Genomic DNA, 18,675 nt, shown 5'->3' with positions numbered 1-18,675 from the left:
GCCTAGGAGTAGTGCTTGTGCAGGTCGTCGCTGATCAATCCGGTGCCGTGGTGGACGGCCTGGCTGGAGTAGGTCCCGCGCAGTTGGGCGGCGTGCGCGGTTCGCTGGTGTTCGATCAGCAGCCCTTCGGTGTCGTCCGAGTGGCCGCTGCGGGCCCGCTCTCGGCGGCCCAGGAGGACGGTCGTGCCGATGATGGCGGTCACGAGTGAGACCAGGAACGCGATGACGAAGGTCATGAGGTCTCACCTTTCCCCCGGTCCTGGATCGTCCCATGACGAACCATCTCCACGGAAGGGTCAGTTCCACCTGACCCGCCGCACGAGAAGTCGACCAGGTCGACTTCTCCTGCCGCGCGCCACGGGTTTCGGGGCCCGTCCCATCGAGCAGATCGGGAAGGGGGCATGACAACTCCCCCTTTCGGAAGCCGATGTGAGGAGCACTCATGAGCCCCACCCGTCGTGACGTCCTGCGCTGGGGAGCCGGTGCCGGTGGCGCCCTCCTGGCCGCCGCCGCGTTCAGCCCGTCTGCCGCCGCCGCCACCGTCAGCCCGTCCGCCTGGATGAGCGCCCTGGGCGACGCCACGCCGCTGACCGCCCTGACGATCCCCGGCACCCACGACTCCTGCTGCACCGACCCGATGCACGGCACCGAGTGGTCCCACACCCAGAACTGGGGCCTGCCCGAGCAACTCCAGCGCGGCATCCGCTTCCTCGACATCCGCTGCAACGGACTCGCGGGGACGGCCGACGAACTCGGCATCTACCACAGCGACAACTACCAGTACGTCCGGCTCCAGGACGTCCTCGACCAGTGCCGCTCCTTCCTCGCCGCCAACCCGCGCGAGGCCCTGGTCATGCGGGTCAGGAACGAGTACGCGGGCGGGAACCGGCTCGACGACACCGAGTTCCAGCGCCGGATCAACCACTACCTGGACGACCTCGGCTACCGGGGCCTGTTCTGGACCGACCCCTCGTGGCCCACCCTCGGCCAGGCCCGCGGCCGCGTCGTCCTCGCTGCCGACTTCGCCAACCCGTGGTCGGTCATCCAGTGGTCCAGTGGCACCAACACCTGGTTCGCGACCCAGGACACCTTCCAGGGCATCAGCCTCGCCGCCAAGTCCCAGGCCGTCGTCGACTGGTTCGACCATGCCTTCCTCGACCAGGGCTCCCCGCGGATGTACGTGAACTTCACGAGCTACGCCAACGGCGGCTGGCCCAAGGTCAACGCGGCCGCCATCATGCCCCCCGTCCGCGACTACCTGAACGCCCGCCGCCAACAGGCCGCCCACTTCGGCATCGTCCCGATGGACTTCCCCGACTTCCACACCGACGTCCTGCAACTGCTCATCGACAAGAACTTCATCGGCCGTTGACCGGGGCCGCCGACCCGACCGCTGGGTAGCCTGCCGGCATGCCTGATCCCTCACCCTTCGCGGTCCCGAATCGTTTCGACGGTGACCCTGCCCGTGTCGCACTCGTCATTCCCGGAGTCGGTTACTCGCCCGCCAGGCCGCTGCTCCACTTCGCCCGCGCCGTGCTCCTCCAACACGGCTGGACGGTGCAGGAGTTGTGGTGGCAGGTCCCGGGCGACTTCTCTCGGTTCACCGTGGACGACCGGATCGCATGGGTCGAGCGGCAGGTCGGCCGGGCCGTCGCCGCGGAGGAGGGGGCCTGCGGTCTCCTGGTCGGCAAGTCCTTGGGCTCGCTCGCCTGTGGCATCGCAGCCGATCGGGGGATGGCGGCGGCCTGGCTGACGCCCGTCCTGACCCTCGACCAGGTGGCCCGCTCGCTGCGCCGATCCGAAGCGCCGACGCTCCTGGTCGGCGGGAGCGCCGACCAGCTGTGGGATCGACAGGTCGCCGGGTCGGTGGGGCACGAGGCCCTGGAAGTGCCCTCGGCGGATCACTCCCTTGAGCTGGCGGATGATCCCGTGGGGTCGGCCGGGGTGCTGCGGCAGGTCGTCTCGAGGCTGGACCGCTTCGTCGGCTCGCTCGACGTCTAGAGAGCGCCCGGAGCCGGTCGGCGGACGCCGAACCGGGGTGGGCGGCCCAGGCGGCGGGTTGCTCTTCGGCGCCGGTGGTGCGGGTGTCGCAGGTGAGGGCAGGTCCGCCGGTGTCCGGGCGGCGCAGGACCTTGGCGCGACGTGGCGGCGGCCCCGCGATCGGGTGTCGATCGCGGGGCCGTTGCCGTCGCCGCGGCCCGTGGGGCCGGTCGGCTCAGCCGATGGAGCGGGGGAGGCGGGTGGTCAGGTACAGGATGACGAAGGAGCCGATGAGCTGGAGGCCCAGGCAGAGGGCGAGGGCGCGGTCCATGCCGAGGCTGGGGGAGAGCGACAGGTAGAGGGTGCCGAGGGTGGCGACGCCGAGGGCGAGGCTGGACTGCTGGCCGGTGGCCAGGACGCCGCTGCCGACGCCGGCCCGGGCGGCGGGCACCTTGGCGAGGACGACGCGGAACAGCGGGGTGCCGATCAGGCCCTGTCCGATGCCGGCGAGGGCGACGCCGGGCGCCATCCGCAGCGGGGAGAAGTGCGACCAGTCGGCGAGGACGGTGACGGCGAGGGTGGCCAGGCCGGCGGCCTGGATGACGGCGCCCGCGCTCAGTACCCGGCTGCCGTAGCGGCCGATCAGGCGGGGGCCGGAGAGCGAGGCGGTGAAGTAGCCGACGGCCATCGGGACGAGCGCCCAGCCGGCCGCGACCGGACCGAGGTGCAGGCCCTGCTGGAGGGCGACGGCGATGACGAACATGAAGCCGCCGAAGCCGGTGAAGTAGGGCAGGGCGATGCCGAGGCCGCGCCGCATCTCGGGGATGCGCAGCAGGGACGGCGGCACCAGCGGGGTGGCGCCGCGCTGCTCCGCCCGGCGTTCGACCAGGACGAAGGCGGCGGCGAGGACGGGGAACAGTCCGAGCAGCACCCAGGACCAGAGCGGCCAGCCGGCGGCGCGGCCCTCCATCAGCGGGACGAGCAGGGCGAGCAGCGAGGCGGTGAGCAGGACGGTGCCGGGCACGTCGACCCGGGCGGCCTGGGTGGCCCGGCTCTCCGGGACGTAGCGGACGGCGAGGACCAGGGCGAGCAGCGCGAACGGCACGTTGAGCAGGAAGACGGAGCGCCAGCCGGTGCCGAACAGGTCGGCGGCGACGAGCATGCCGCCGAGCACCTGCCCGATCACCACGGAGATGCCGCCGACGGCGCCGTAGATGCTGAGGGCGCGGCCGCGCCGGGCGCCGTCGGTGGCGGCGGTGATGGTGCCGAGGACCTGCGGGATCAGCAGCGCGGCGGAGGCGCCCTGGGCGGCGCGGGCGGCGACCAGCGTCCAGGCGCCGGGGGCGAGGCCGCAGGCGAGCGAGGTGACGGCGAAGGTGGCGGCGCCGACGACGAAGAGCCGGCGGCGGCCGAAGATGTCGCCGAGGCGCCCGCCGAGGACGAGTAGGACGGCGAAGGCGATGCCGTAGCCGGCGGCGACGAGTTCGAGGACGGCGGGCCCGGCGGCCAGGTCGTGGTCGATGGTGGGCAGCGCGACGTTGACGATGAAGAAGTCGAGCATCGGCAGGAAGGCCCCGAGCAGGACGGTGACCAGCCCGGCGGTGCCGAGGGAGGGGGCAGCGCTGCGGGCGGCGGTCGCGGTCGCGGCGCCGGGGGTGGTGGCGGTGCGGACCGGGTCGGGGGCGACGGCGAGTTGTTGGGTCACGGGTCCTACGATCCGCCTGGCCGTACCCTGGTACCAGAGTGTGGTTATCCAGGTATAAGAAGTACCTGGCAACAGGCTCCGGGCTGGCGCATGCTAGGAACCATGAGCCTCACCACCCCGGCCGCGCAAGCCCGGTCCGCCTCGGTCGCGCAAGCCCGGACCACCCCGGCGACGCAAGCCCGGACCACCCCCGACGACGCCCGCCGGCACGACCTGGCGGCCTTCCTGCGCAGCCGCCGCGAGCGGATCGCGCCCGACCAGGTGGGCCTGCCCCCGACCGGCCGCCGCCGCACGCCGGGGCTGCGCCGCGAGGAGGTCGCGCAGCTCGCCGCCGTCGGGGTGACCTGGTACACGTGGTTGGAGCAGGGGCGCGACATCCAGGTGTCCACCCAGGTGCTGGACGCGGTCTCCCGCGCCCTGCTGCTGGACCCGAGCGAGCGCGCGCACCTGTTCACCCTGGCCGGCGCGGAGGATCCGGCGCCGGTGAAGGAGTGCCCCTCGGTCACCCAGAGCGTGCGGCTGGTGCTGGAGCAGATGGCGCCGTACCCGGCCGTGGCCGTCAACCCCCGCTACGACGTGCTCGCGTACAACGCCCAGTACACCGCGATCGTCGGCGATCTCAACGAACTTCCGCCCGAGGACCGCAACTTGATGTGGATGGCGTTCACCCCCTCGCGGTTCCGCGAGGTGCTGATCGACTACCGGACCGAACGCCTCGGCATGGTGGCCCGGTTCCGTGCCGCGATGGCCGACCACAGCGCGGAGCCCGCCTGGAAGGCACTGCTGGCCCGGCTGCTCAAGACCTCGCCGGACTTCGCGGAGGTCTGGCAGCGGCACGAGGTGATGGGGCCGAGCAACGGGATCAAGCGGTTCCAGGTGCCGGGCGTCGGGCTGCTGCGCTGCGAGTACACCAGCTTCTGGCTCGGCCCCCGACTCGGGACGCGGATGATCACGTACACCCCGCTGGACGAGGAGACCCGCGCGCTGATGAACCGGCTGCCCAGCAGCTTCTAGCCCTGCCCGACGGCTTCTAGCGGGGGGTGAGGACGGCACGCCCGAGCAGCACGCACACCACCGCGAGCGGCAGTTCGACGCCGAGCGCCATCACCAGGGCGGCGAGCACCGCGTGGCCCGGGCCGGCGCAGGCGATGTCGGCCAGCGCGTCCCCCGCGAGCAGCAGGGCCACCGCTCCGCCGGCCCAGCCGGCGGCGGCGCTGCGCCGGCGCAGCAGGGCGTCGAGCGAGAGCAGCGCGGAGAACTCCAGCAGGTCGAGCACCACCCACGGGGTCTCGTGGCAGGCGGCGAGGACCGCGAGCCAGGGCAGCAGCGCGACGGCGGCCACGACCGGCACCCGCTCGAAGCGGGCGGGCAGGACGAGGGCGGCGGCCGGGCGGCCGGCGAGGACGGCGGTGCTCATGCGGCCCCTCCGACGACCGCGGCCTCGCCCCGGCGCCGCACCCGCTCCAGCGGCTGCCGCTCGGTGGTGTCCCCGCCGGGGTGCCGGACCAGCACCCCGGTGTACGGGCCCTCGGCCCAGGCGAGCCAGAACCGCCCGGCGACCGTGACCACCTCGGCGCCGACGGCCGGTCGCTCGAACCGGAACGGCCCGGCCGACCAGAGCGACCGTACGGACCGGAACGACCGTACGGACCGGAATGACCGCACGGACCCGAGCGACCGCACGGACCGGAGCGGCCCGGCCAGCCGCCCGGCGGTGAACGCCACCGCGGGCGCGCCGCCGTCGGCCGCCAGCCGGCCCCAGGCGAGCACGTGGTGCGCCCGCCCGCCGGCCGGGCTGCGCCGAGCACCGCGCAGCAGCTGCGGAGTGAGCCGGGCGGCGACCAGGACATCGGCCAACTCGCCGTCCTGGTACACCTCCAGCGCGGCCCGGCCGCGGCGGCCGACCAGGCTGCGGACCGACCAGGGCCCGGCCCCGACCGGCAGCGTCCCCTCCGGCCCCGCCGTCCGGCGGAGCGCGTCCCCGGGAACACCCCCGTGGCTCCCGGGGACGGGCCGCCGGTGCGGCGGGGTGGCGGAGTGCGATGCGGTGCTCGTCATGCCGTCCAGCTTCCCGTCGATCATGGGCCGCTGTCGGTGGTGCCGTGCTCCGAATCCGGGGTGTACCTAGATACACCCCGACCGTGAGCCCCCCTTCATGGTGGCCGTTGATCATCGCGCCCTACGCTGTCGGTCATGCCCTCCACCACGTTGCGCCGAGCGCTCGTCAGGAGCCTTCGGCGCCCCCCGTGGTCGCCCGAGGCCTGGCGGGACACCCGCTTCATAGCCGCCGGCCTCCCGATGGCCCTGCCGGTCTGGCTGGCCGTCACCGAGTCCAAGCTGCTCTTCCCGATGACGGCCCTGGTCCTCATCTGCACGCGCCCGCTCACCGCCGCCCAGCGCGGCCGGCTGCGCGCCCTGCGCGGGGTGGAGGTGTCGCCGCCGCGCCCGGGCGAGCCGTGGGCCTGGCTGCCGGGCCGGCTGCTGCTGGGGCTGACCTGGCGCCAGAGCGTCCACCACCTGCTGGCCGGCCCGCTGCTGGCGGCGGGCGCGCTGGTGGTGCTGTACGCCTGGGGCGCCGGCGTGGTGATGGCCAGCGTGTACGGCTGGGTCTGGCTGATGCCCGTCGGCAGCCCGCTGCGCTCGGAGCTGGCCGGGCTGGACGTGGTGATCACGGTCGCCGGGGTGCTGCTGCTGGCCGTGATGCCCTGGCTGGCGGCGCTGGCGGCCTGGCTGGAGGTGCGCACGGCCCAGCTGCTGCTCGGCCCCAACCGCGCGGAGGCGCTGGAGCGGCGGGTCGAGGAGATCGCCGAGAGCCGGGCCGGGCTGGTCGACGTGGTGGACGCCGAGCGCCGCCGGATCGAGCGGGACCTGCACGACGGTGCCCAGCAGCGCCTGACCTCCCTCGCGATGAACCTGGGCCTGGCCCGGCGCACCCTCAAGGACGTCCCGCCCGAGGTCATGCAGGTGATCGTGGACGCGCACGAGGAGGCGCAGGCGGCCATCGACGAGCTGCGCGACCTGGTCCGCGGCCTGCACCCGGCGGTCCTGGAGGACCGCGGCCTGGACGCGGCGCTGTCCGGCATCGCGGCCCGCGCCCCGCTGCCGGTGCGCCTGGACGTCCACCTCGCCGAGCCGGTCGCCCCGACCGTCGAGGCGGTCGCCTACTTCACCGTCTCCGAGGCCCTGACCAACGTGGCCAAGCACGCCCGCGCCCAGCGGGTCGACCTCTCGGTGCGGACGGTCGGCGGCCGGCTGCGCCTGGTCATCAGCGACGACGGCGTGGGCGGCGCGGACGCCTCGCGCGGCACCGGGCTGACCGGCCTGCGCAAGCGCGCCGCCTCGGTCGACGGCACACTGTCCGTTCTCAGCCCCCTCGGGGGCCCCACCACCATCACCGTGGAGTTGCCGTGCGCGCTGTGATCGCCGAGGACTCGGTCCTGCTGAGGGTCGGCCTGGTCAAGGTCCTGGAGGCGGTGGGCTTCGAGGTCGCCGCCGCCGTCGGGGACGCCACCGAGTTGCTGGCGGCCGTCGAGGAGCACCGCCCGAAGGTGGTGGTGGCGGACGTCCGGATGCCTCCGGGCTTCACCGACGAGGGTGTGAAGGCCGCGCTGATGATCCGCCGGCAGTGGCCGGACGTCGCCGTGCTGCTGCTCTCCCAGTACGTGGAGGAGCGCTACGCCGCCGACCTGCTGGCCACCAACACCAGCGGCGTCGGCTACCTGCTCAAGCAGCGGGTGGCCAACGTGGACGACTTCGTGGAGGCGCTGCAGCGGGTCGCCGCGGGCGGCACCGCCCTGGACCCGGAGGTGGTGGCCCAGCTGCTGGTGCGCCGCCACCGGGACCCGCTGGAGAAGCTGACCCCGCGCGAGCGGGACGTGCTCGGCCTGATGGCGGAGGGCCGCTCCAACGCCGCGATCGCGGCCGCCCTGGTGGTCAGCGACAGCGCGGTGGCCAAGCACATCAACTCGATCTTCACCAAGCTCGACCTGCCGCCGGCCGACGACAGCCACCGCCGGGTGCTGGCGGTGCTGCGGTTCCTGGAGGTCGGGTAGCCGTGGGCGGACCGACGAAGGCGTGGGGGCGGAAGGCCTGGCGGACCACCGGCACGCTCGCGATCGCGGTCGTCATGATCGGCGCCGGGATGCAGACCTGGGCGACGGTGGTGCAGCAGCAGACGACCTCGACGCAGCCGTACAACGTCGTCATCCACAAGCTCCGGCTGGACACCGGCAGCGCCTCGGTGCGGATCAGGGCGGGCCGCGACGGCCGGGTGGTGGTCCGGCAGAACCTGGACTGGATGGTGCGCAAGCCGTCGGTGTCGACCACCTTCGACGGCGACGTGCTCACGGTCGGCATGGAGTGCCGGAAGTTCCTGCCGTTCGCCGACTTCGGCTGCGGTGCCCAGATCGAGCTGGAGGTGCCGGCCGGTACCGACGTGTCGGGGCAGGTGAGCTCGGGCAGCGTCGAGGTGGACGGCCTGAGCGGCGGCGTCCGGATGGACCTCACCTCGGGCGAGCTGAAACTGACCGGCACGTCCGGGCAGGTGTACGCGCACGCCACCTCCGGGATGGTGCAGGGCACCGGCCTGCGCTCGGAGCAGGTGTACGCGGAGACCACCTCGGGGGCGGTCGACCTGGCCTTCTCCAGGGCGCCGCGGTCGGTGGACACCAGGAGCGGGTCGGGCTCGGTGAAGCTGGCCCTGCCGCAGGACTCCCACTACGCCTTCAGCGGCGAGGTCGGCAGCGGCAGCCGCCACATCGACCCGAGCCTGGCGGACCCGGCCAGTCCGAACCGGATCCACGGCTCGGTCACCTCGGGCTCGATCACGATCGACCCGGCCTAGAGAGGCCCGGAGGGCCCCGGGGAGTCCCGGAGCGGCCCGGAAACAGGGGCTGACCCGAGTGGGGGACAATGGAGAGTCCCGTTCCCCTGCCCCGAGGTCAGCCGCGCATGACTGCCACGCCCGCACCCACCGCGCCCGACGCCGAGTTCGCGCCGCTGGACATCGGCCCGATCCGGGTGTGGCCGCCCGTCGTGCTGGCGCCGATGGCCGGCATCACCAACGCGCCGTTCCGCACGCTCTGCCGCGAGCAGAGCGGCGGCAAGGGCCTGTACGTCTCCGAGATGATCACCACCCGGGCCCTGGTCGAGCGCAACGCCAAGACCATGCAGCTGATCAAGTTCGACGCCAGCGAGAAGCCGCGCTCGATCCAGCTGTACGGCGTGGACCCGGTGACGGTCGGCAAGGCCGCCCGGATGATCGCGGACGAGGGCCTGGCCGACCACATCGACCTCAACTTCGGCTGCCCCGTCCCCAAGGTGACCCGCAAGGGCGGCGGCTCGGCGCTGCCGTACAAGCGCAACCTGCTGCGCGAGATCCTGCGCGAGGCCGTGGCCAACGCGGGCGACCTGCCGGTCACCATGAAGATGCGCAAGGGCATCGACGACGACCACCTCACCTACCTGGACGCCGGCCGGATCGGCGCCGAGGAGGGCGTGGCCGCGATCGCCCTGCACGGGCGCACCGCCGCCCAGCACTACGGCGGGACGGCCGACTGGTCGGCGATCGCCCGGCTGCGCGAGTCCGTTCCGGCGCACGTCCCGGTGCTGGGCAACGGGGACATCTGGTCGGCGGACGACGCGCTGCGGATGATGCGGGAGACCGGCTGCGACGGCGTCGTGGTGGGCCGCGGCTGCCTGGGCCGGCCGTGGCTGTTCAGGGACCTGGTCTCGATCTTCGAGGGCGAGGTCGACTACGCCCGCCCGGACTTCGGCTACGTGGCGCGGGCCATGGTGCGGCACGCGCAGCTGCTCGGCGAGTGGATCGGGGACGAGGCGCGCGGCGTGATCGACTTCCGCAAGCACGTCGCCTGGTACACCAAGGGCTTCTCGGTCGGCTCGGAGCTGCGGGTGAAGCTCGCCAACTCCTCCTCCCTGGTCGAGCTGGCCGGAACCCTCGCCCTGGTGGAGCAGTCCCAGGCCTGGCCGGCGGGTGCGGACGGGCCGCGCGGGCGTACCGCCGGCAACAACCGGGTGGTGCTGCCCGAGGGCTGGTTGGACGATCCGTACGACTGCGCCCGACCGGGGGCGGATGCCGAATCGGACACCTCTGGCGGATGACCTGTCCATAATGGCGAAATCGGCCCCCTGGGGCCCATCGCCACTCGGTCCCAGCCCTCTTGTCCAACCTGGACAGGAGGGCTCCTTTTCGGCGATCCGATGTCACGGAACGGGCACGTTTCTGGACGGAGTGCGACGATCGGCGGAGGCGGACTACGTTCGACCGGTGAGATGCGCTGGTGACGCTTGCCACATGCGGTGGCGCCTGGCGGCGGGTCAGTGGACGAAATGGACAGGTCGACTGTGAATCGCTTCCCGAAGCCGGTGGGCCGGTGATCGGCCGATCCGAGTGCAGGAAATCAAGCCGGGGCAACGCGGGCGACCCGCGACCGCTACCCAGCGTCCGAATCATGCGATCTTCGTGTTTCTATTCGTTCAAGACTTGAAGGTTGGCTAGCGTCATCCGGACGATTTCACCAACAGAGGTGAACGCCTTTATGTGCATTCGATCTATCGGGTTACCCCCGGGTACCAGCCTCGTACGGCCCATTCGGGGCAGAGAAGAACCTTCGAAATGGGTATGTTCTCCGGCGTCAGGGCAACCGCGTACGAGGAGACCGACCCGTGCCGTCCCAGCAGAAGTTTGTTTACTCCTTCACTGAAGGAAACAAGGACCTCAAGGACCTTCTCGGCGGCAAGGGCGCGAACCTGGCCGAGATGACCAACCTTGGCCTCCCCGTCCCTCCGGGGTTCACCATCACCACCGAGGCCTGCAAGGTCTTCCTGGAGACCGGCAGCGAGCCGGCCTCGCTGCACCAGGAGATCAGCGCCCACCTGGACGCGCTCGAGCAGGAGATGGGCAAGAAGCTCGGCCAGCCCGACAACCCGCTGCTGGTGTCGGTGCGCTCGGGCGCGAAGTTCTCCATGCCCGGCATGATGGACACCGTCCTGAACATCGGCCTCTCGGACGCCTCGGTGGTCGGTCTCGTCGCCCAGTCCGGCAACGAGCGCTTCGCCTGGGACTCCTACCGCCGCCTGGTCCAGATGTTCGGCAAGACCGTGCTGGGCGTCGACGGCGAGCTGTTCGAGGAGGCCCTGGACGAGGCCAAGCACGCCAAGGGCACCGCCAACGACCTGGACCTGGACGCTTCCGACCTCCGGGCGCTCGTCGAGGTGTTCAAGGGCATCGTCGAGCGCGAGACCGGCCGGGCCTTCCCGCAGGACCCGCGCGCGCAGATGGACCTCGCCATCCACGCCGTCTTCCACTCCTGGAACGGCGACCGCGCCCGCCTGTACCGCCGGCAGGAGCGCATCCCGAACGACCTCGGCACCGCGGTCAACGTCTGCAGCATGGTCTTCGGCAACCTTGGCGAGGACTCCGGCACCGGTGTCGCCTTCACCCGCGACCCCTCCACCGGTGCCCAGGGCGTCTACGGCGACTACCTGTCCAACGCCCAGGGCGAGGACGTCGTCGCCGGCATCCGCAACACCCTGCCGCTGGCCGAGCTGGAGAAGCTCGACAAGAAGTCGTACGACGAGCTGATGACGATCATGCAGACGCTCGAGAACCACTACCGCGACCTCTGCGACATCGAGTTCACCATCGAGCGCGGCAAGCTCTGGATGCTGCAGACCCGCGTCGGCAAGCGCACCGCCGCCGCGGCCTTCCGGATCGCCGTCCAGCTGGTCGACCAGGGCCTGATCGACCTGGACGAGGCCCTCATGCGGGTCACCGGCGGCCAGCTCTCGCAGCTGATGTTCCCGCGCTTCGCCCCGAACGCCGAGTCCCAGCAGATCGCCTGGGGCCTCGCCGCCTCGCCCGGCGCCGCCATCGGCAAGATCGTGTTCGACTCCTACACCGCCGTCAAGTGGTCCCGTTCCGGCGAGAAGGTCATCCTGGTCCGCCGCGAGACCAACCCGGACGACCTGGACGGCATGATCGCCGCCGAGGGCATCCTCACCTCACGCGGCGGCAAGACCTCGCACGCCGCCGTCGTCGCCCGCGGCATGGGCAAGACCTGCGTCTGCGGCGCCGAGGAGCTGGAGGTCGACACCAAGCGCCGCCGGATGACCACCGCCGGCGGCCTGGTGCTGGAGGAGGGCGACGTCGTCTCCATCGACGGCGCCACCGGCAAGGTCTACCTCGGCGAGGTCCCCGTCCTGCCGTCCCCCGTCGTCGAGTACTTCGAGGGCACCCTGCACGCCGGCGCCGACGTCCAGGGCGGCCTCGTCCAGGCCGTCCACCGGCTGATGGCGCACGCCGACGTCCGCCGCCGGCTCGCCGTGCGCGCCAACGCCGACAACGCCGAGGACGGCGGGCGCGCCCGCCGCTACGGCGCCCAGGGCATCGGCCTGTGCCGCACCGAGCACATGTTCCTCGGCGAGGAGCGCCGCAAGGAGGTCGAGCACCTGATCCTGGCGGACAACGACAAGGACCGCGAGCTCGCCCTCTCCACCCTGCTGCCGCTGCAGAAGGGCGACTTCCTGGAGCTCTTCCAGGCCATGGACGGCCTGCCCGTCACCGTCCGGCTGCTCGACCCGCCGCTGCACGAGTTCCTGCCGGACATCACCGAGCTGTCGGTGCGCGTCGCCCTCGCCGAGGCCCGCAAGGACCCGAACGAGAACGATCTGCGCCTGCTCCAGGCGGTGCACAAGCTGCACGAGCAGAACCCGATGCTGGGCCTGCGCGGCGTCCGCCTCGGCCTGGTCATCCCCGGCCTGTTCGGCATGCAGGTCCGCGCCATCGCCGAGGCCGCCGCCGAGCGCCGGCTGGCCGGCGGGGACCCGCGCCCCGAGGTGATGATCCCGCTGGTCGGCACCGTCCAGGAGCTGGAGCTGGTCCGCGACGAGTGCGAGCGCGTGCTCGCCGAGGTCGCCCAGTCCACCGGCGTGCAGCTGGACATCAAGCTCGGCACCATGATCGAGCTGCCGCGCGCCGCGGTCACCGCCGGTCAGATCGCCGAGGCCGCCGAGTTCTTCTCCTTCGGCACCAACGACCTCACCCAGACCGTGTGGGGCTTCTCCCGGGACGACGTGGAGGCCTCGTTCTTCACCGCGTACCTGGAGAAGGGCATCTTCGGGGTCTCCCCGTTCGAGACCATCGACCGCGACGGCGTCGGCGCGCTCGTCAAGCACGCCGTCGAGGCCGGCCGGGCCACCCGCCCCGACCTCAAGCTCGGCGTCTGCGGCGAGCACGGCGGCGACCCGGACTCGGTCCACTTCTTCCACGAGGTGGGGCTGGACTACGTCTCCTGCTCCCCCTTCCGGATCCCGGTGGCGCGCCTGGAGGCAGGCCGCGCCGCCATCGAGACGGCGGGCAGCGACCCGCGCTGAGAGAGGGTAGGCATCCCCTCCTCGGCCGCGGGCCGGACTGACCGCTTCCCTCCCCGTCGGGAGGGCGTACACCGGAGCTCGGCGCAGGAGAACCGGCGTACGTAACAACGGCCGGGCGGGAACGGACAATGGCGTCCGTCCCCGCCCGGCCGTCCGTCTGTCCCCGGCCGCCCGTCCCCGGCCGGCCGGATGTGGCGGCGGCCACGTGTGTAGCTGGCCGGGCGGCGCCCGCGGGCCTGCCAAGCTGGGGCGCATGACCAGACGTAAAAGCCCGCTCGTCGTCGTGGCCGTCCTGATCCTGGCCCTCGTCGCCGGCATCGGGTACCTGCTCGCCGGCAAGGGCGGCAGCAGCCACCCCAAGGCCGCCGCGAGCTCCACCGCCACCTCGGCGGGCGCCTCGGCCCCCAAGTCCTCGGCCCCCAAGCCGTCCCCGCCCGCCGGCGGCACCCCTGCCCCGAGCGGCACCTGGGTGCCCGCCGACCCGGCGCTCGCCGACGTCTGCCGCAGCAAGCTCCCCAGCCAGGCCCAGGACACCCTCGGCCTGATCGCCAAGAACGGCCCGTACCCGTACAACCGCGACGGCATCGTCTTCGAGAACCGCGAGAGCCGTCTGCCGAAGAAGTCCGGCGGCTACTACCACGAGTTCACCGTGGTCACCCCGGGCTCCAACGACCGCGGCACCCGCCGCGTGGTCACCGGCGGCTCCGGCGAGCAGTACTGGTCGCCGGACCACTACGGGACCTTCCAGGAGATCGATCCGCGCTGCTGACACCCCGAGTCGCGTGACACCCCGCACCCCTCACCGGGCCCGGCGCCAGCTGATCCGGCGGTGGGGGCCGTGCGGGCCGGTGGTGAGGAGGGCGGTCAGCTCGTGGAACACCGGGACGGGGTCGCGCCGGAGCTGGACCGGGGTGGTGCGGACCACGGGGAGCCCGACGGCGGTCAGCCGGTTGGCGCGGGCCAGGCCGCGTTCGTGGTCGGCGGGGCGCAGGTGCCAGGCGCGGGAGTCGATCTCCAACGCCACGCAGGCGTGCGGCCAGTAGGCGTCCGGGACGGCGAGGAAGCGGCCGTCCAGGAAGAGCACCGGGTTCCACAGCGGCTCGGGCAGGCCCGCGTGCGCGAGGAGTTCGCGGGCCTCGCCCTCCACCACCGATCGCACTCCGGCGGTGAGGTCCTCCACCACCCGGGCCACCTGCGGCAGTCCGAGCGCGCCCGGCCGGGCCAGCAAGTGGTCCAGCAGCTCGCCGAGTTCGCAGTGCCGCCGCTGGACGGCCTCCGCGCACAGCGCCCGGAACCGGTGCTGCCCGGTCTCGCCCGGCGCGAGGTCGGCCAGCGCCCGGGCGACGGTGGTGCTCCACAGCCCGTCGTCCCGCTCGAAGCCGCCCGGCAGTGGCCCGACCGACCGGTGGATCCGGACGAACTCGCGGTCGCGGACCCGGCGTTGGGCGGGAATCAGGACGTCGATCCGGGCCAGGTCGGTCGGGTGTCCGGCGCTCGGCAGCCCCACGTCGGCCAGCACCGCGTCCCCGGTCAGCAGCACCTCCCCGGCCTGCGGCGCCCGCCCCTTGGGGCTCGCGTACGCCAGCGCGGCGCGCAGCCGTTGATGCGCCGTCAATCGGCCGGACTGCAGGCAGATCACCCGGGGCAGCACCTGTTGCCAGGGCCCGTCGGGGCGCAGCCGGTGGGCGATGGTGCCGGACGGCACGCCGAGCCGGCGCAGTTGCGCCCGGGTGACGATGTGCTGCTGGTCGGCGCCGAGCAGCACGACGGGGTCGAGCGGGTTCACGCGGGTCATGCCCCGGGTGCTGCCCACCATGATCGGATGTATGCGAAACATCGCTCGTCGGGGGAGCCTACGAGAATGAGGTTGACGGAGCGCCGGTCGAACCACTGAGCTGAGGGCCATATGACGACTCCACCCACCGGCCCCGCGCTCGACGCGCTCAACGGCCTTTCGGTAGGCGATGCCTACGGTGCACAGCTCTTCGTCCCGGCCACCGCCGCCGCCCATTTCGCCGCCCGCACCGACCCGCCCGGCCCCTGGCCGTGGACCGACGACACCGAGATGGCGTGCTCGGTGTACGCCGCGCACACCGAACGCGGCACGATCGACACCTTCGACCTCACCCACGCCTTCGCCCGGCGCCACGACTTCGACCGCGGGTACGGTCCGGCCGCCAACCGGATGCTGCGGCTGGTCCGGGAGGGCGGTGACGCGAAGGCCCTGGCGGCCGAACTCTTCGACGGCCAGGGCTCGTACGGCAACGGCGCCGCGATGCGGGTCGCCCCGCTGGGGGCGGCGTACGCCGAGGACCCGGCCGCCGCGGTCCGGCCCGCCGCCGACACCGCCGTGATCACCCACACCCACCCGCAGGCGGTGGACGGCGCCATCGCGGTCGCGGTGGCCACCGCGTACGCGGTGCGGGCGCGCACCGGGGCGATGACGCCGGAGTCCTTCCTGGAGGCGGTGATCTCCCTCACCCCTTACGGCGCCGTCCGTGACGGCCTCACCGAGGCGGTCCAGCTGCTCGCCGAACCGGACCCGAGGGCCGCCGCCGAGATCCTGGGCAACGGCAGCCGGACGTCCGCCGTCGACACCGTCCCGTACGCCCTGTGGTGCGCCGCCCGGCACCTGAGCGACTATCCGGCCGCCGTCCGGGAGGCGGTCGCGGCCGGCGGCGACATGGACACGGTGGCCGCGATCACCGGGGGAGTGGTTGCCGCGCACACCGGGACCGAGGGCATTCCGGCCGCCTGGCTGGCCGCCCGCGAACCGCTGCCCGGCTGGGCGTTCCCCGAGCCGGGCGGCGTCCGGCCCGCCCCGGAGAGGGAGGGCCGCCTGAAGCCCATGCTGCTGCCCCGCGCCTGCCCGGTGCCGGACGTGGTCTGGACGGACGAGGAGTGGCAGCGGATCCGGGCCGGGCTGCGCCCCCGGGAGATGGAGGACAAGTGGGTGTCCCACACCGCCGAGGGCGTGCTGCGCCTGCACCGCAGCTGGACCGGCTTCGAGATCTGGAGCGTCCGGGTCACCCCGGTGCGCGGCGGCGGCTGGCGGCCCGGGTCGGCGCTGGCCGAGGCGCACCCCGACCGCTTCCGGGGAGCTGCCGATCCGGAGCTCCTCGCACGGGTCCTCGGCCTGGCCGCCAGGGGCTACGGGTGGCGGCCGTAGCCCCCTTCGGACCGTTTCAGGCCGTGATCAGGTGCCCGGGACCGCCGCCGTGTCTAAGGCACTCCTGGTTGATCGCCGGATCCGGGGCGCTGGGCGAGGTGGCGGCGGCGATCCGCAGCTCGATGATGTCCCGCACCGCGGGCCACTCGTCGTCGAGGATCGAGTAGAACGCGGTCGAGCGCACCACCCCGTCGAGCCCGCGCGAGTGGGCCCGGCGGACGCCTTCGGAGGTGGCGCCGAGCCGCTCGATGGCGGTGCGCGAGCGCTGGTTGCGGGCGTCGGCGCGCAGCGAGATCCGCTGCACCCCCCAGGTCTCGAAGGCGTGGCGCAGCATCAGCAGCTTGGCCTCGGTGTTGATGCCGGTGCCCTGGGCACGCGGCGAGAGCCAGGTGTTGCCGATCTCGGCGGCGTCCGGGACGGCCGTGGCCGGGTCGCCGAACGGCACCCCGGGCACCGGTGGCCAGACCATCGGCCCCCGCCAGTAGTCGAGTTCCAGGAATCGGGTGGAGCCGACGACCCGGCCGTCCGCCACGTTCACCGTCGCGAACGGCAGCGACCGGCCCGCGGCCTGGTCGGCGAGGGCGCGCGCGATGTAGTCGCGGGCCGCTTCGAGGCCGTGCGGGACGGGCGTGAAGGCGTAGGTCGTACGGTCCTCGGCGCCGGCCTCGGCGATGGCCGAGGCATGGTGCGCGGCGAGGGGCTCCAGCCGCACGGTGCGGCCGGTGAGGATGACAGGTACGGGCACGGAACCTTCGGTCCTTCATCGGTCGGAGGGTGCCTACCGTGCCGGGGTACGGCTCGGGAGGCAGGGACAGTCGCCCCGGCCCCGGAGCACGCCCGCCGGTACCCGCGCACGCCGGAGAGCCGGTCGGGCGGGGCGGGGGCGGCGGCCCGGAGGCGGGCAGCGCGGTGCCGGAACGGACTCGGGTCCACGGACCGGTCCGGCGGGGATGAGCGAGGGGACAGCGTGCGTCCGCGAGATGGCCGATGAGGAAACGGGAGCGCGAAGGAAACAGGCGGCCAGATGAAGGCAAGATGCGTCGTGTGGGCTGGCCGAGCACCGGTCCGGGACGTGGCCGACGGCGTTACGGGACGACGTGACGACGACGCGACGATGCGAGGCAGCGAGAGGACGATACCCGTCAGAAGGCGGTGCGTCACTTCCCGGCACGCGAATGGCGGTGCGGGCCGCTGCGACCCGCCCCCGGACGGGCCGTTGAACACCCGTGACCAGGGGCTTTCCACCCGGGTGCGATCATGGTCCGGAGCGGTCCGGAGAGGCCGCCGGACCCGCCGCCGGGCGGGTCGGGAATTCCGGCGGCGCCCGGCACGCTGGAGAGGACGAGAAGCCGGTACGTCGTGACGAGTAGAGAACGGGGTTGGGTGCGCGGTGCGTGACTTCCAGGCGCTGTACGAGCTGGATCAGCAGGGCGTGGCCGCGGTGGCCGCGGCCACCGCGGAGCTGCGCGACACCGGTGCGGGCCTCGTGCTGCTCCAGCACTTCGAGGGCTTCATGGACGCCGGCGAGGCCGGCGGCCAGGTGGTGGCCCACCTGCTGGAGACGGGCTCGCCGCAGGTGGTGGCCCGTTTCGACCACGACCGCCTGGTCGACTACCGGGCGCGCCGCCCCGCGATGGTCTTCGACCGGGACCAGTGGGCGTCCTACGAGCCGCCGGAGATCCTGCTCCAGCTCGTCCGCGACGGCGCCGGCGCGCCGTTCCTGCTGCTCACCGGCCCCGAGCCGGACGTCGAGTGGGAGCGCTTCGCCGGCGCCGTCCGCGAGCTGGTGGAGCGCTTCGAGGTCCGGCTGGCGGTGGACTTCCACGGCATCCCGATGGGCGTGCCGCACACCCGCCCGGTCGGCCTGACCCCGCACGGCAACCGGCTCGACCTGGCGGCCGGCTACCCGCAGTGGTTCGAGCAGGCGCAGGTCCCGGGCAGTGCCCAGGCGCTGCTGGAGTACCGCCTGGCCGAGGCCGGGCACGACGTGCTGGGCTTCGCCGTGCACGTCCCGCACTACGTGGCACGCTCGGAGTACCCGGCGGCCGCCGTGCTGATCCTGGAGGCGGTGCAGTCCGCCACCGGCCTGGTGTTGCCGGGCACCCGGCTGCGCGAGCGGGTCGGCGAGGTGTACGCCGACATCGAGGAGCAGCTGGCGCACGGGGACGGCGAGTTGCGCTCGGCGATCCGCGGCATGGAGGGCCAGTACGACGCGGTGGCGGGGGCGGAGGGTCGGGAGAGCCTGCTGGCCGAGCCGGTGGACCTGCCGTCGGCGGACGAGCTGGGGCGGCGCTTCGAGCAGTTCCTGGCCGAGCACGAGCGCGGCGCGGAGTAGGCCCGGCGCGGAACAGGTCCGGGCGGGGAGCGGGTCCGGCGCGGAATCGGCCCCGTAGCGGCGGGAACCGGCCGGGTCGGCGGTGGCCGGGAG

General features: G+C 73.1%; 17 protein-coding genes. 11 read left to right on the top strand and 6 right to left on the bottom strand.

Annotated elements, in window-relative coordinates; all coding sequences use genetic code 11:
* Window positions 1–2: 2 nt before the first annotated feature.
* Window positions 3–236, bottom strand: a complete 234-nt coding sequence (locus AC07AL_RS01580) for a hypothetical protein (protein WP_363629230.1) — start codon at window positions 234–236, stop codon at window positions 3–5.
* 206 nt (window positions 237–442) lie between these two features.
* Between AC07AL_RS01580 and AC07AL_RS01575 the strand changes: the two genes are divergently transcribed.
* Window positions 443–1,372, top strand: a complete 930-nt coding sequence (locus AC07AL_RS01575; RefSeq protein WP_363586341.1) for a phosphatidylinositol-specific phospholipase C — start codon at window positions 443–445, stop codon at window positions 1,370–1,372.
* A gap of 38 nt (window positions 1,373–1,410) precedes the next feature.
* On the top strand, window positions 1,411–2,001 hold the full coding sequence (locus AC07AL_RS01570; protein ID WP_478316460.1) for an alpha/beta hydrolase: 591 nt from the start codon (window positions 1,411–1,413) through the stop codon (window positions 1,999–2,001).
* Window positions 2,002–2,215: 214 nt separating this feature from the next.
* Here the strand turns inward: AC07AL_RS01570 and AC07AL_RS01565 are convergent, their stop codons facing one another.
* Complete coding sequence (locus tag AC07AL_RS01565) at window positions 2,216–3,685, bottom strand: MFS transporter (protein ID WP_478316458.1); 1,470 nt, start codon at window positions 3,683–3,685, stop codon at window positions 2,216–2,218.
* Between the two features lie 102 nt (window positions 3,686–3,787).
* Here AC07AL_RS01565 and AC07AL_RS01560 point away from each other — a divergent pair, with 102 nt between their 5' ends.
* Window positions 3,788–4,699: a helix-turn-helix transcriptional regulator gene (locus AC07AL_RS01560; protein ID WP_363629236.1), complete on the top strand. Its 912-nt coding sequence runs from the start codon at window positions 3,788–3,790 to the stop codon at window positions 4,697–4,699.
* A 16-nt stretch (window positions 4,700–4,715) separates the two neighbouring features.
* Here AC07AL_RS01560 and AC07AL_RS01555 read toward each other — a convergent pair whose 3' ends face one another.
* The gene (locus AC07AL_RS01555; protein ID WP_363586338.1) at window positions 4,716–5,102 is read right to left on the bottom strand and encodes a hypothetical protein; all 387 of its coding nucleotides are present in this window, start codon (window positions 5,100–5,102) and stop codon (window positions 4,716–4,718) included.
* Window positions 5,099–5,743, bottom strand: coding sequence for a hypothetical protein (locus AC07AL_RS01550; RefSeq protein WP_478316456.1), 645 nt, complete (start codon window positions 5,741–5,743; stop codon window positions 5,099–5,101). The genes AC07AL_RS01555 and AC07AL_RS01550 overlap by 4 nt, the downstream gene beginning before the upstream one ends.
* Before the next feature lie 135 nt (window positions 5,744–5,878).
* Between AC07AL_RS01550 and AC07AL_RS01545 the strand changes: the two genes are divergently transcribed.
* From AC07AL_RS01545 to AC07AL_RS01520, 6 genes are all read left to right on the top strand, one after another.
* On the top strand, window positions 5,879–7,105 hold the full coding sequence (locus tag AC07AL_RS01545) for a sensor histidine kinase (protein ID WP_363620324.1): 1,227 nt from the start codon (window positions 5,879–5,881) through the stop codon (window positions 7,103–7,105).
* Window positions 7,093–7,737, top strand: a complete 645-nt coding sequence (locus AC07AL_RS01540) for a response regulator transcription factor (protein ID WP_363586335.1) — start codon at window positions 7,093–7,095, stop codon at window positions 7,735–7,737. Before AC07AL_RS01545 ends, AC07AL_RS01540 begins: the two co-directional genes overlap by 13 nt.
* 2 nt (window positions 7,738–7,739) lie before the next feature.
* The gene (locus AC07AL_RS01535; protein ID WP_478316454.1) at window positions 7,740–8,528 is read left to right on the top strand and encodes a DUF4097 family beta strand repeat-containing protein; all 789 of its coding nucleotides are present in this window, start codon (window positions 7,740–7,742) and stop codon (window positions 8,526–8,528) included.
* A gap of 107 nt (window positions 8,529–8,635) precedes the next feature.
* Complete coding sequence (gene dusB, locus AC07AL_RS01530; protein ID WP_363586333.1) at window positions 8,636–9,805, top strand: tRNA dihydrouridine synthase DusB; 1,170 nt, start codon at window positions 8,636–8,638, stop codon at window positions 9,803–9,805.
* A gap of 564 nt (window positions 9,806–10,369) precedes the next feature.
* Complete coding sequence (ppdK, locus tag AC07AL_RS01525) at window positions 10,370–13,078, top strand: pyruvate, phosphate dikinase (protein WP_363586332.1); 2,709 nt, start codon at window positions 10,370–10,372, stop codon at window positions 13,076–13,078.
* 253 nt (window positions 13,079–13,331) lie between these two features.
* Window positions 13,332–13,847 carry a ribonuclease gene (locus AC07AL_RS01520; protein ID WP_363586331.1) on the top strand — a complete coding sequence of 172 codons (516 nt, stop codon included), beginning with the start codon at window positions 13,332–13,334 and terminating at the stop codon, window positions 13,845–13,847.
* A 30-nt stretch (window positions 13,848–13,877) separates the two neighbouring features.
* Here the strand turns inward: AC07AL_RS01520 and AC07AL_RS01515 are convergent, their stop codons facing one another.
* A complete protein-coding gene (locus AC07AL_RS01515) occupies window positions 13,878–14,873 on the bottom strand; it encodes a hypothetical protein (protein ID WP_400843514.1) in 996 nt (331 codons plus the stop codon).
* Between the two features lie 111 nt (window positions 14,874–14,984).
* Between AC07AL_RS01515 and AC07AL_RS01510 the strand changes: the two genes are divergently transcribed.
* The gene (locus tag AC07AL_RS01510) at window positions 14,985–16,247 is read left to right on the top strand and encodes an ADP-ribosylglycohydrolase family protein (protein ID WP_478316451.1); all 1,263 of its coding nucleotides are present in this window, start codon (window positions 14,985–14,987) and stop codon (window positions 16,245–16,247) included.
* 16 nt (window positions 16,248–16,263) lie between these two features.
* Here AC07AL_RS01510 and AC07AL_RS01505 read toward each other — a convergent pair whose 3' ends face one another.
* On the bottom strand, window positions 16,264–16,992 hold the full coding sequence (locus AC07AL_RS01505; protein WP_363586328.1) for a GNAT family N-acetyltransferase: 729 nt from the start codon (window positions 16,990–16,992) through the stop codon (window positions 16,264–16,266).
* Window positions 16,993–17,637: 645 nt separating this feature from the next.
* Here AC07AL_RS01505 and AC07AL_RS01500 point away from each other — a divergent pair.
* Window positions 17,638–18,582, top strand: a complete 945-nt coding sequence (locus AC07AL_RS01500) for a PAC2 family protein (protein ID WP_363586327.1) — start codon at window positions 17,638–17,640, stop codon at window positions 18,580–18,582.
* The last annotated feature ends 93 nt before the right edge of the window (window positions 18,583–18,675 follow it).

Source organism: Kitasatospora sp. NPDC043949 (genome assembly GCF_056435365.1).
This window is presented reverse-complemented; position numbering and strand designations above follow the sequence as displayed.

Coding starts and splice junctions, on each gene's coding strand:
- AC07AL_RS01580 (WP_363629230.1), bottom strand. CDS start 236: ATGACCTTCGTCATCGCGTTCCTGGTCTCACTCGTGACCGCCATCATC.
- AC07AL_RS01575 (WP_363586341.1), top strand. CDS start 443: ATGAGCCCCACCCGTCGTGACGTCCTGCGCTGGGGAGCCGGTGCCGGT.
- AC07AL_RS01570 (WP_478316460.1), top strand. CDS start 1,411: ATGCCTGATCCCTCACCCTTCGCGGTCCCGAATCGTTTCGACGGTGAC.
- AC07AL_RS01560 (WP_363629236.1), top strand. CDS start 3,788: ATGAGCCTCACCACCCCGGCCGCGCAAGCCCGGTCCGCCTCGGTCGCG.
- AC07AL_RS01555 (WP_363586338.1), bottom strand. CDS start 5,102: ATGAGCACCGCCGTCCTCGCCGGCCGCCCGGCCGCCGCCCTCGTCCTG.
- AC07AL_RS01550 (WP_478316456.1), bottom strand. CDS start 5,743: ATGACGAGCACCGCATCGCACTCCGCCACCCCGCCGCACCGGCGGCCC.
- AC07AL_RS01545 (WP_363620324.1), top strand. CDS start 5,879: ATGCCCTCCACCACGTTGCGCCGAGCGCTCGTCAGGAGCCTTCGGCGC.
- dusB (WP_363586333.1), top strand. CDS start 8,636: ATGACTGCCACGCCCGCACCCACCGCGCCCGACGCCGAGTTCGCGCCG.
- AC07AL_RS01520 (WP_363586331.1), top strand. CDS start 13,332: ATGACCAGACGTAAAAGCCCGCTCGTCGTCGTGGCCGTCCTGATCCTG.
- AC07AL_RS01515 (WP_400843514.1), bottom strand. CDS start 14,873: ATGACCCGCGTGAACCCGCTCGACCCCGTCGTGCTGCTCGGCGCCGAC.
- AC07AL_RS01510 (WP_478316451.1), top strand. CDS start 14,985: ATGACGACTCCACCCACCGGCCCCGCGCTCGACGCGCTCAACGGCCTT.